Raw genomic sequence first — 12,958 nt, 5'->3', positions numbered from 1 at the left:
GTGATTTGCGTCCACTCTTCGTAATATTAGAGCTCTTACGGAAAGGTTCATTAGGAATGTTTCCAATATTGCCAGAAGTATGTCTGTGTACACCATGTACTTGCGGGGACCATCCTTCGATCGGATTGTACGGACGACCTTCATGAACAGGGGAACGGCATGATAGATCCACAGGAAGTTCCACGGTTTGCAGGCGTGGCATCATTCATGCGGATGCCACATACGCATGACCTGGATGATTGTGACGCGGACGCGGCCTTCCTCGGCATCCCGTTCGACGATGCGACCACGTATCGGCCAGGTGCCCGTTTCGGCCCGCGTGCAGTCCGCGAAGCCTCGACGCTCCTCAAACCGTATAACCCAGTGACTGAGACAAGCCTCCAAGAGTACGTACTCGTTGATCACGGCGACGCCCCCGTTATCCCAGGCTATATCGAGGATACGTTCGAGGAGATCCAAGCGCGCGTCGCGTATGTACTCGCCCACGACGTTGTTCCCGCGATTGCCGGCGGTGATCACTCTACAACACTACCGGTGTTGCGTGCGATTGCGGACGAATATGGACCAGTGTCGCTCGTCCAGTTCGACGCTCACTCCGACCTGTGGACCGAATACTTTGGGAAGGACCATAACCACGGGACGACAGTTCACACGGCGATTAAGGAAGGGTTGATCGAACCGGAGACATCGATTCGAATTGGCGATCGCGGTGGACTCTATAGTCAGGAAGATATCGATCTCATGGATGACTCCGGAGTCAAGTATTACACTACTGAGGAAGCTATCTCAAAAAACCTCAACGATATCGGGCAACGCATCCGTGAGCGAGTCGACGAACCTGTGTTCGCTACGATCGATATCGACGTCGTCGATCCGGCATATGCACCAGGGACGGGAACACCCATGCCCGGCGGGTTCACGTCACGGGAGATCCTACGGCTTACACGTGAGCTACACGGCGTGAATCTCATCGGGTTCGATCTTGTTGAGGTTGCGCCTCCGTACGACAACCGTGCTGGGACAACATCCATTCTTGCGGCGAACATCATGTTTGAGGCGCTCTGCGCAGCACTCGATAAATAAACAATATCGGCACGGTCTAGTTCAGGGAGTTTGAGAAACGAGCAGGTCGTAGTGAGTGAGATCCATGACACTCGCAGACCTGCTCAGGGAGAGCTTAGACGTGGATTGTGATGAGGTTTGGGAGAATGAGTGTATCCCGACACCCGTGAGGGTGTTCGGGGTGCGGCTCCATTCAATGGAGTTGTTACTTCAAGACGTCAGCGCCGTGCTTGACTTACTCGGCGTTGATCGTTCTCATGGAGCGGTCTGGAATTGGACGCATACGCTTTCGAAAGATCAGAGCGACCTGCGACGGTGGGTCGCGGTTGACGAGAAACAGATCGAGGTTGATGATGAAGACAAGTGGCTGTACGCGGCGATCGATACCGGGTCAAAGCTGCTGTTAGAGATCGACGTGTACAGCCGCCGCGGGACCGATCCTGCGGCGTTCACGAGAGCTCCGCTCTCGTGCAGCCCATCAGAACGCTTCGCGTTCTGAGGACAGCGTTCCTCCGTCGCCTCACCGAGAAATACGATGTCTCAGATACGGAGTTTCTCGTCGATGCTGCGGACTATCTGACTGCCCTGTTTCACCACGCTCTGAGCGGTCAGCTCAACTACAGCGAGCGAAACACCCTTGAGAAGTGGTTTCAGATGGTCACGATGCGCATCGACCGCTTTCGCTCGTTTTGGCGGGGCAGTCAGACCAGCGCTTACCGCTGGTTACGACGGTTTAGACACCACTGTAATTACGACCGACCGAACCAGGCCCTAGACGGACGAACTCCTGCCAAGGAGGTACTCAACCAGACAGTGCCGTGAAGGGATGGGTGAGCAACGGTAAACTCGCGAGTTGCTGGCGAATGTCGGCGATGCAAGGACGCTCGTCATTCGCCCTGCTAGCACGACTCATCAGCAGCTCACTAAGGCGGGTCAAGTTATCACCGCCGTCATATTAGACATAGCCCACCTCTTGGTAGGCCTCAAGGACATCGACATAGCGCAATTATGCGATGACGGGTATGCGGAGACTATTACCTCTTCCACGAACTCTTTCAACTCTCACGAAAGCGTCCCAATCGCATGTTAGATAAGCGCACACGTGGGACAGTCTGGTTAGCGTTTGTTCTGCTGGAGAACGTCGGTCTGCTGATGTACCTCCAGGCATACACCAATGGCGGTGGGCGGGGACAGTTCCTCTTCGGACTCCCCGAAGCATTTGTCGTCCTCGTCACATTCGTGTTCGTCGTAACAGGGTCGAACGCCGCTTTCGGCTGGTACTACCTCGGTAAACCCGACCTATCACAATTGTACACGCCCGAGTCCGGAACTGAGGCGCCCGACCGAGTCGCGCAGTCGGACTCGACGGAGTTGGAGGGGTCCTGAGATGCCATCTCTATGGGTTACCGTCGGCCTAGTCGTCACGACGATCTATCTCTTCTTTCTCATCTACCTCGGCTACCGCGGATCGCAGCTGACGCTCGACGACGTCAGCGACTACTTCGTCGCTGAGGGGTCGATCAGTACCCTCATTATCTTCCTGACCGGCATTGGGACGGCACTGAGTTCTTTCACATTTCTCGGAAGCGGTGGCATCACGTACAGCCTCGGCATCGCAGGAATCGTCATCATCGGGGCTATCGTCGTCACCGACATCCCTGCAATGATAATCGTGGGTGAAAAATTCTGGAAAATAAGCAAGATGGGGAAAGATTACGTAACCCCGTCAGACCTGTTATGCGACCGCTTTGACGACAGCAAGTGGCTCCGGGTCGTCGTAGCTATAATCGCCGTCGGATTCTCCTTCTTCTACATCGCCATCCAATTCAAGGGGATGGGCCTGGTGCTGAACGTGCTTACTGACGGCTTTGTCTCCCAGGACATCGGCATCGCGTATGTCGGCGTCTTCATGGCCATCTACATCGCCATTGGGGGGATGCGCGGCGTGGCCTACACCGATGCACTCCAAGCGATACTGCTCTTCGGTGGTATGACCATCGTCGCATTGTGGATCATCTTTACCGTCCCAGGTAACGTTTACATCCAGGCAGCCCAGCAGGCGACGAAGGTCACTACAATCGATGGTAACCTCGTTAATCTGTACACTGTCGCCGCTGGATTCGGTCTCTCGTTGCCCGTTTGGCCGCACATGTGGGAGCGATACTTCGCCGCTAAACGACACTCTGGTGTCTGGGGGCTCGGATTCGCCGAAGGCATCGGCGACACGTTTCTCTTGACGCTCTTCGCCGGCCTTATCGGCTTCGCAGGCATTGCCACTTTCACCGGTCTGGAGGGGGCGCAGGCCGACACAGTCATTCTGCGGTTTATCCAGCAGATGCCTGGTCCGATGCTCGGCATAATGATGGCTGCGGCGATAGCGGCAGCCATGTCCACCGCTGACTCTATCATCCTGATGGTCGGTTCCATCTTCTCTCGCGATATCTATCAGGTGCTCCTTGCGGGCGACGTCTCGGAAGAGCGACTCTCGACGTACTCAAAAGGCGTCTCCGGACTCATCGCGCTGGGCGCTCTGCTCGTGGCAACTCGGCCGCTCGGCGAACTCATCCAGCTCGTCCTTGACATGAGTTTCCCCGGCTACTTCCTGCTACTTCCCGTCGCTGTAGCCGCGTTCTGGTGGCCACGGGCGAATAAGTACGGCGCTGTCGCGGGTCTCGTATCGGGCGTCGCGACGCTAGTCTATCTGCTGTGGTCTGGGATATCGGTATGGGACATGTGGGTCGGGTTCCCCGCAGCGGTCGTCCAGATCGCCGTCATGGTGCCGGTAACGTACCTCACGCCCGAACCACCAGCCGACCGGGTTCAGGAGTTCGTCCATGACGTACGGGCCGCCGATCCTGAACGGCTGGAAGGCGGCGTCGGCCACCATCGCACCCCAGTGAACGACTAACGCAGTCCCCTTTCCCTCTGCATCCGTTTCGTTTCCAGCGTACTCTGATACTCCCAATCTCTACCACTAGATGTGGTCGTGCTCCGCCATAGCAACGTATAGCGATCGTCTCGATACGGACAGTCGTCCCGGAGGGCAGATATTCCACTTAGAAGTTCGCGTGTACTTCGGTTCCGTCGGGAACGCAGACATCTATTGGCTTCGTCTCACCGGCGTTCACGACTGATTCACCGGCGCACGAGGAGATGGCTACGAAGGCGTCCTGTTCGGCGCAGAATTTGACGGTATCGCCTGGCTCTGACACGGGTTCACGAATGTCGATATACGTCTGCTCCGCGATAGTGGACTTCATGAAGATATTGAGGGTGCTGTGGACCAGTTCCTCGCCGACGTTGAGTGGCGCCAGTGCCTCCGACAGATTCTCGCGGCAACCGTTTTCGTCCGGTTGGTCGTAGTAGTCGTCGAGGACCCAGTGGTTGCACGGGGCGTACAACAGATCGTGGACACCACAGTCATCCTCGATGATAGTAAGTATCTCACGTCCCTCGGTTGTGTATAGTGTGTCGCCCGTGGTGATGCGGACTTTGCTGTTCCGCCGATAGCTGTACTTCGAGGAGAATCGCTCTGTGGGAGCGTCGGCGTTGAAGGCCACGAGATCAGCGACCTGACGGCCTCGCGGGTCGATCACCTCGAAGGTGTCCCCATCGTCGATTCGGAAGGCGATGCCTCGTTTCTCTGGTATACGCTGTTCTATCACGAATCGGAATCCAGTATGTCACACTATAGTTTTTTCGGAAGATTCGACGGAATCGTCTCGCGTGGGGTTTCTCCATCGATTTTCTACGAAACGTGACGCGTCAGATTCCAAGTTTCTCAGCGATGCTTTCAGGTGCTAGTGGTCCTTGTTCGCTGTAGTTGAACGATTAGCCCAACTACTGGAGCGAGATCGTATTGAAACGTGGTCTTAGACAGTCGCACTGCGGCGCTGCTGCTTTCACTCGTTCTTTTGGCGTAGTCTTTCGCTGCCGTTGCTGCGGCGGTTCAGGTACCACTCTAACCTGCGATCAGCCGAACCAGCTTCAAGAAAGGTATGCTCCTGACAAATAAATATCTAAATAAACTATTTCTCTATTTACTATACAACATCCTCAATAGTCTTTGCAAATAGTTTTTCAACTAGACGGGCGATTCAGGGGTGTGCGGATCGCTATCGACAGGGAACGGTTTGTAGAAACAATGCAAGAACAGGCCGAGATCGGGGCCATAGACGGCCGTGGGCTCGACCGGTTGACGTTAACCGACGCCGACCGCGAGGTCAGAGATTGGTTCCGAGACCAGATGGAAGCAGCCGGACTCGACATCCGCGTCGACGAGATGGGCAACATGTTCGGCCGGCGCCCCGGTAGGGACCCCGAGGCAGGGACGATCCTACTGGGGTCTCACCTCGACTCACAACCGCGAGGCGGTATCTACGACGGGCCGCTCGGGGTTGTCGCGGCCCTCGAGTTCGTGCAGACGCTCGAGGACGAGGACATCGAGACGGAACGCCCCGTCGAAATTGTCAACTGGACGAACGAGGAGGGTTCCCGGTTCCAACCTGCTATGATGTCGAGCGGCGTCTGGGCGGGCGAGATCGCCCGCGATGACGCCTACGAGACGACCGACGCAGAGGGCCGTCGGTTTGTCGACGAACTGGAACGAATCGGCTACCGCGGAGACATCCCCGCAAAACCGCAGCACGACTACGACTCCTACCTCGAGCTACACATCGAGCAGGGACCGTACCTTGACGAGGAGGACCGCGACGTCGGCATCGTGACGGGCATCGTTGCGCTCCGGTGGGGTGAGGTCACTTTCCAAGGGCAGGCGAACCACTCGGGTACGACACCGATGAATCACCGGAACGATGCCCTGGTCGCGGCGAGCGATGTAATCACGCAAATCCGGCGCATCCCCGGAACGCTGGGCGAGCGGACTGTCGGAACTGTCGGCGACCTTGAGGTCGAGCCCGGTTCTATCAACGTCGTGCCGGAAGAGGTGCGCTTCACGGTTGACATTCGCGATCCGGACGACGCCGTCGCTGACGAGGCGGTCGAACGCGTGAAGGCGGAGATAGTAGCCGCCGCCGAGCGAGAAGGCGTCGAGTGGGAGTACGAGGAGCGAATGAAAGCGAAGAGCGTTTCCTTCGCCGACCGTTGTGTCGACGCCGTCCGGAATGCTGTTTCCGATCTTGAGTACGATGGGCGGGAGTTCATCAGCGGGGCGGGCCACGACGCGACGTACGCGGCGAGCGTGTGCGACACCGCAATGGCGTTCGCGGTGAGTGAGGACGGCAAGAGCCACTCGCCCGCGGAGTATACGAGCTGGGAGGACTGTTACAAGGCCGCGAACACGCTCGCGAACGCCGCACTCGATCTCGCTGGCGTTACCGAAGACGGGGCGGCTGGAGAATGAGACCGGGGTCGTCGATCCGTGGCCGGTAGTCCGGTGGATGGTCGCTCGTTCCAGTGCAGTCTCGTAACACCGCTATTGGAATCGCAGAGGCAAACCACCTCGCCAACGGTTGGAACCGAGACGGGGATCCAGCTATCGAAGACTACCGAATACTTATTGTCGTTCGGAGCAACCCTCGCTCGAACGATGTCCACCGAAACCGACCTTGAGTACGGTGACGTAAAGAACTACGTCGACGGCGAATGGTCCGCGTCCAGCGAGAACGGACAGGACGTATTAAACCCGGCTATGGGAGAAGCCATCGCCCGCGTCGGATTCAGCTCGAAGGAAGACGTGGACGTAGCCGTCAGCGTCGCCGAGGAGGCGTTCGATGAATGGCGTAGTCAACCGGTCGAGGAGCGCATACAACCGCTGTTCGAACTCAAGCATCTGCTCGAAGAGCACCAGGATGCGCTGGCTGAACTCCTCGTCCAGGAACACGGCAAGACGTTCGCCGAGGCGAAGGGTGAACTCCGTCGCGGGATCGAGAACGTCGAAGTCGCCTGTGGGATCCCGACGCTCATGCAGGCTGGCCATGTCGAGAACGCGGCACCCGGTATCGACGAAACCGCGGTTCGGCAGCCACTGGGTGTGTTCGCAGCCGTCACACCGTTTAACTTTCCCGGGATGATCCCCCTGTGGTTCCTTCCGTACGCTGTCGCCACGGGTAACGCCTTCATCCTGAAACCGAGCGAGCAAGATCCCCTCGTTCCACAGCGGATGTTCGAACTCATCGACGAGGCAGGCTTTCCCGACGGGGTCGTTCAACTCGTGAACGGCAGCGTTGACACGGTGAATGCGCTCCTCGAACACAACGGGGTCAAAGGCATCTCGTTCGTCGGCAGTACTCCCGTGGCAAAAACGATCTATGCGAAAGCCGCGGCCAACGGCAAGCGAGTTCAGGCACAAGGCGGGGCGAAGAATCACGTCATCGTGACCGAATCCGCCAATCTGGAGTTCGCGGCCGAGAAGACGATCGGGTCTGCACTCGCGTGCTCGGGGGAGCGATGTCTCGCGAACGATGTGGCTGTCGTCGAGGAGTCTGTCTACGAGGAGTTCGTCGACCTCGTCGTCGAGAAGGCCGAACAGCAGGTGGTCGGCTACGGACTCGACGATGATACGACCATCGGACCTCTCATCACTCCTGAACACGAACAGCGCGTCCGCAATTACGTCGAGACGGGCATTCAGGAGGGCGCTGAGCTAGTGTACGACGGGCGGAACGTCGTGGTTGATGGCTACGAAGAAGGAAACTTCGTTGGCCCCTGTATCTTCCGGGACGTAACCACAGACATGGTCATCGCACGCGAAGAGATATTTGGGCCGGTGCTCGGGCTCATGTCGGCCGGCGGTATCGACGAGGCGATCAAGATCGTGAACCAGAGTGACTTCGGCAACGCAGCAAGCCTCTTCACGAGCAGGGGCGCTGAGGCGAAGACGTTCCGCCACGAGGCGGAGGCGGGGAACCTGGCGGTCAACGCCGGAACCGCAGCACCGATGGCGTTCTTCCATTTCGGCGGACAAAAAGACTCTTTCTTCGGTGACCTCCACGCCCAAGCGGAGGACGTAGTCCGGTTCTACACCGACGAGACTGTTTACATTGAGCGCTGGCCAGATTCATGAGTACCCAGTCAGTATTCAGCAAGCAATACCCAACGCCGCGGATCGTCCGTTGATTTCACAGAGAGACGCGCGACGCGACTCACTTTCTGCCAGTCACCTTGACACCGTGACGTCGTTCTACGTCGAGAGTAGGTACGCTCGCGGCTGGTACCAGGCGGGTCAGCAGGAGAACAGAGCGTACAGTTAAGTAAGTAGGACGGAAGCTCCCGGTCATGCAGACATTGCTCCTTGATAGTGTGGCCGTCGACGAGAACGCCCGCATGGACGAGGTAATTGACGCGGTCGAGCGAGCCTTCGCCGCGTACGAGCGTGGGGACGTGCAGATGCCGGCGAAGTCGTACATCGACCTCCCGGAGTACAACGGCGACTTCCGGTCGATGCCAGCTTACCTCAACGCGGACGCGTGGGACGCGGCGGGCATCAAGTGGGTAAACGTCCATCCGGACAACCCCCATGCTCACGATCTCCCGACGGTAATGGGTATCGTGATCTACTCAGACCCGGGGACTGCGTTCCCACTCGCGATCATCGACGGAACAGAACTGACGATGAAGCGAACTGGTGCCGCGGCCGCTGTCGCGACCGACCACCTCGCGGTTTCCGACGCCTCATCGCTCGGGATCATTGGTGCCGGCACCCAAGCGTATACCCAGTTAGAGGCGATCGCGACAGTCCGTGATATTGAACGGGTTGTCATTGCAGATCTCGACGAGGAGCGGGTCAACCGCTTCATCAAAACATTCGAAGACGACTTCCAAGTAATGAGTGGGAGCCCAGCCGAGGCTGCCCGTTGTGACGTTCTCTCGACGGTGACGCCCGTTGAAGAGCCCATTGTCGATCGGGAGATGGTGGGAACGTATACTCACATCAATGCGATGGGGGCCGACGCCAAAGAGAAACAAGAAATAGACGAGGAATTACTCTTGGACGCGAAGCTCATCATTGACGACTACGATCAATGTACCCACTCTGGGGAGATCAACGTTCCTTGGAACAAAGGGTACCTTACTGACAAAGATATCTATGCGGAGTTAGGCGAAATCGTTATCGGCAGCAAACCGGGTCGGACGACTGAGGATACCGTCACGGTGTTCGATTCGACTGGCCTCGCCATCCAGGACATCGCGACTGCACACGTCGTATACGAATATGCCGTTAAAAACAATAACGGACATCCCTTTGATTTGCTCGGACTGGATAAGTAATCCTGAACCTCGGCCGGTGAGGGCTACTGAGGAACAACTTGAGAACTCTTACGAAGCAGGTCCAACTGTCATTTATATAATAGATTAGATAAGTTCGGTCGCATCTGAGCTATCGTGAATCCTCCGATCATCCGTTCTCGGTGCGCTATGCCTGTCGTGCTTGGAGCGTCCCGGTAGCTTCCGTTACCGCGCACGTCGCGTGAGTCCGTCGCCCGAGCATGGGACACTGTGAAATAACCCGCGAGGATCGACCTGGGATTTGAAACTACGGACGGTCTCAAGAAAGTGGGGTTCAGCGACGTAACTGACGAAAGCTCCCACTATCAATTGATCAAAGATGTGAATACCCCGTCAGTTCGACGCCCGAGTATGTTTTCAGTCCATCTACAATGAACACTCGTTGTTCTGGTCGACTCCTCCTACTAGCGGTCGCGAACTCGCCCTGACTGTTCTACCGTCTAGCGCTCGAACGGCCCCTTGTAACAGCGATTGTTAGTAATCCTCCACAACTCGAACCAACAGGTAGGCTTCCGGAGGTGGCATCCATTTCTTATTACGTACAACTGTACTACCCGTCCCTATTATTTGGATTGGGCTATATGGGATGATTGTATGAGCGGCAAACCACCAGAGATGCAGGCAGACACCCAGGCAATCCCTCATTGGTACAGTCCGAAGAGTGAGACTCCGACGATCATAGACGGGGAGGGTGCGACTGTCTACGACGACGAGGGGAAGGAGTACCTCGACTTCGTCTCGCAATTGTACTGCTGTAATGCCGGGCATGATAACGAAGCCATCATTGACGCCATGGAGGAACAAGCACGTCGCATCCCGTACGTCTCCTCGGCGAAACACAATGATACGCGGTCGGAACTGGCGAGGAAACTAGCAGAGATCGCTCCAGGATCGCTGTCCGACGTCTACTTCTCGATTTCGGGCAGTGAGGCGAACGAATCGGCAATCCAGATCGCGAGGGACGTTCAGGACGCACCGAAGGTACTGACACGATGGCAGTCCTATCACGGAGGGACCTACGGCGCGGGTGGACTCACGGGTGACCCCAGTACCCGGGCGACGGTGGAACGATTCGCTGCCACGACCGGGACGGGAAAGTTCCTGCCGCCACTACCGAAGGCGTTCGACGCGGATTCGCCGCGGGAACTAGCCGAGATGGCTGCAGATCACGTCGAGTTCGTCATCCAGAACGAGGGGCCGGATTCGGTCGCTGCCATCCTCACCGAGCCCATCGGGGGAACTAGCGGGGCCTATCCGGCACCTCCGGGATATTTCGAACGACTCCGTGAAATATGTGACCAATACGACATCCTCCTTATCTCCGACGAGGTGATCACGGGATTCGGTCGGTGCGGTGATTGGTTCGGCATCAGTACCGAAGATGTCGACCCGGACATGATCACGTTCGCGAAGGGGGTTACGAGCGCGTACGTCCCCCTGGCAGGTGTGATCGTAGACGAGGGGATCGGCCAACATGTACAGGAGAACGGCCACGAACTCGGGCAGACGTTCGCCGGCCATCCAGTAGCCTGTGCTGCCGGTTGCGCTGCCCTCAAGGAGTACGACGATGGGTTGATCGCCAACGTCCGTGAACACGAACCGTATCTAGAGGAGCGACTACGGGAGCTAGAGGCGTCACACGGCGTCGTCTCGGAAGTCCGCGGCCGTGGGTTCCTATGGAGCGTCGTCTTCGCCGACCCAGTAACCGACGACCCCTTCGTCCATCCATGGGTGGACCACGACTCCGACAACCCCGTCGCGGATGTCCGTAAGGAAGCTACAGATCGCGGTATCATGTTCGGGAGCGGTCGCCCAGATGTGCAAGTTCTCGTTGCTCCTCCGTTCTCAGTTGGACAGGTCGAGATCGATGAGGCTATCGAGGTCCTCGATACCGCGATCGAGACTGTCTTCGGCTAACCGATCACCGACCCCCCATAGCTGGTGGGTCCTGTATCGATATCTTGTCGGGGATATTGGAGGCGTCCCCGTGAGATTCCCGGAGCAACTCTGGACATAGGTGGTTGGTTTGAAATGAGAGATAGATTTGTTGATGTAGATACTCGCGCGACTATCAGACGGTATTACCGTCGGCTCATAGCCATCCACCTATTAGGACAGACATCGGAATCCCACCTATTAGGGCCAGATTCCCCTGAGCTTCTGAGCCCGAACGTTGACCTGTGTCACAGTTGTCTTGGGATCTGGCTGGTGCCTTAACACGGCTACCTTGACTAGAACGCCGGATCCCTAGATGTGACTGCTACCCGCGTAACAATGTCGATGAACTCCTTAAACAACTATCTCCGGAGACGACGTTTGCCTCGTCGTAGATAATCCATTCAGTTGATAAATTGCATAAATGAAAACAGCTAGTCAAGAATCGCACCCCATGAAATTAGTGAGTTAGCTTTATACCCTTGGTTGAGAAAGTCTAACATCAATGTTAGATGGTAACTCTGGGAACACCGACAGATCGCAGGGTCGACGCGCCCCAACCGGTCGCGTCGGACGGCGGCGAGTGCTCACTGCCCTCGGCGGTGCCGGTGCGTTCGGACTGGCGGGTTGTATCGGTGGATCGGGTGGTGGATCGGGCAGTGGGTCAGGGAAGCCGGACTCCATCCGGTATCTGGGCTGGGGAGGCAACACCCAAGACTCGGCAAAGCAACTCTTCGAAAAGTGGTCAGAGGAAAGTGGCGTCAAGGTCCAACACACATCAGCCGGCGGCGACTCAGAATTCATTTCGAGGCTGAAACAAAATCCAGGCGAGTTCGACCTCGTCAACTTCAGCTCTTATGGCATCTCAATTGCTCGAAATGAGGACCTACTCGGCGAGATCGACTTTTCAAAGCTGCCCAACTATACGGAGAACATGCAGGAGGCGTTCCAGAACGCCCCGTACGTGAAATCGGACGAAAAAAGCGACACCGTCTTCCGCGATCCAGTGACACAGGGGTACACGTACAACACGGACGAAGTCGATCAGGAGTTGACCTCGTGGGGTGACCTGCTAAACGAGCAGTTCACCGACCAGGTTGCGCTTCGCGACGATCCCCTCTCGCGCTTTGCCAACGCGGCACTAGCTATTGGGACGAACATCAACGAGATCGTCAACGACGACGCGCTGTACCAGAAAACGATCGAGCGGATGAAACAGGAACACCGGGTCGTGTTCAAGTACTGGGGTTCGGGCGCACAAGCGATCCAGCTGCTTCGCGAAGGGAACGCAATGATCGCTGAGATCTGGGGTGGACGGACTCTCGCGCTCCAAGACGCAGGATACGAACAGATGAAGTACGTACTACCCGAGGAGGGAACGTTCGTGCTTGACGAGAACTACAACATTCCGAAGGCGAGCGAGAAAAGCGACACGGTCCATGAGCTGCTCAACTGGAGCTACAAGCGTGAGAACGCAATTGAACTGTCGACAAACCTGGGGTACCCAATTATGATCAAGGACCCACCGAAGGAGATCCAGAACATGCCCGACTACGTCGACAGCATTGACCAGCTCAGCTGGCCTACTTGGAACGACGTGCTCCCGAGTCTAGATCAGATGCAGCGGGATTTCCAAAAGGTCAAACAGGGATAGGCCGACGCTTTCGATCCCAACCGCCACCCAAGATGAACATACAATACGTCATCAAATTTA

The 12,958-nt window shown here is 56.9% G+C and carries 9 protein-coding genes and 1 pseudogene; 9 read left to right on the top strand and 1 reads right to left on the bottom strand.

The features are described 5' to 3' along the window. The first annotated feature begins 159 nt into the window (after positions 1-159). From speB to P1K31_RS20545, 4 genes and pseudogenes are all read left to right on the top strand, one after another. The gene (speB, locus tag P1K31_RS20560; protein ID WP_276306214.1) at positions 160-1,083 is read left to right on the top strand and encodes an agmatinase; all 924 of its coding nucleotides are present in this window, start codon (positions 160-162) and stop codon (positions 1,081-1,083) included. A gap of 64 nt (positions 1,084-1,147) precedes the next feature. Next, a pseudogene (locus tag P1K31_RS20555) lies at positions 1,148-1,884 on the top strand (transposase domain-containing protein). A gap of 330 nt (positions 1,885-2,214) precedes the next feature. After that, entirely contained in the window at positions 2,215-2,448 is a 234-nt protein-coding gene (locus P1K31_RS20550; protein ID WP_276306213.1) for a hypothetical protein, read from the top strand. A 1-nt stretch (position 2,449) separates the two neighbouring features. Further along, positions 2,450-3,970 carry a sodium:solute symporter family protein gene (locus P1K31_RS20545; RefSeq protein ID WP_276306212.1) on the top strand — a complete coding sequence of 507 codons (1,521 nt, stop codon included), beginning with the start codon at positions 2,450-2,452 and terminating at the stop codon, positions 3,968-3,970. 148 nt (positions 3,971-4,118) lie between these two features. Here the strand turns inward: P1K31_RS20545 and P1K31_RS20540 are convergent, their stop codons facing one another. Then, a complete protein-coding gene (locus tag P1K31_RS20540; protein ID WP_276306211.1) occupies positions 4,119-4,727 on the bottom strand; it encodes a DUF1989 domain-containing protein in 609 nt (202 codons plus the stop codon). Between the two features lie 440 nt (positions 4,728-5,167). Between P1K31_RS20540 and P1K31_RS20535 the strand changes: the two genes are divergently transcribed. The 5 genes from P1K31_RS20535 (at position 5,168) to P1K31_RS20515 (ending at position 12,898) form a co-directional block, all read left to right on the top strand. Then, on the top strand, positions 5,168-6,424 hold the full coding sequence (locus P1K31_RS20535; RefSeq protein ID WP_276306210.1) for a Zn-dependent hydrolase: 1,257 nt from the start codon (positions 5,168-5,170) through the stop codon (positions 6,422-6,424). 186 nt (positions 6,425-6,610) lie between these two features. Continuing rightward, positions 6,611-8,086 carry a CoA-acylating methylmalonate-semialdehyde dehydrogenase gene (locus P1K31_RS20530; RefSeq protein ID WP_276306209.1) on the top strand — a complete coding sequence of 492 codons (1,476 nt, stop codon included), beginning with the start codon at positions 6,611-6,613 and terminating at the stop codon, positions 8,084-8,086. A 212-nt stretch (positions 8,087-8,298) separates the two neighbouring features. Further along, positions 8,299-9,291 carry an ornithine cyclodeaminase family protein gene (locus P1K31_RS20525; protein ID WP_276306208.1) on the top strand — a complete coding sequence of 331 codons (993 nt, stop codon included), beginning with the start codon at positions 8,299-8,301 and terminating at the stop codon, positions 9,289-9,291. A 612-nt stretch (positions 9,292-9,903) separates the two neighbouring features. Next, positions 9,904-11,226, top strand: a complete 1,323-nt coding sequence (locus P1K31_RS20520) for an aminotransferase family protein (RefSeq protein WP_276306207.1) — start codon at positions 9,904-9,906, stop codon at positions 11,224-11,226. Positions 11,227-11,827: 601 nt separating this feature from the next. After that, positions 11,828-12,898 carry an ABC transporter substrate-binding protein gene (locus P1K31_RS20515; RefSeq protein ID WP_276306206.1) on the top strand — a complete coding sequence of 357 codons (1,071 nt, stop codon included), beginning with the start codon at positions 11,828-11,830 and terminating at the stop codon, positions 12,896-12,898. The last annotated feature ends 60 nt before the right edge of the window (positions 12,899-12,958 follow it).

Source organism: Halomarina halobia (assembly GCF_029338575.1).
Lineage (GTDB): Archaea > Halobacteriota > Halobacteria > Halobacteriales > Haloarculaceae > Halomarina > Halomarina halobia.
This window is presented reverse-complemented; position numbering and strand designations above follow the sequence as displayed.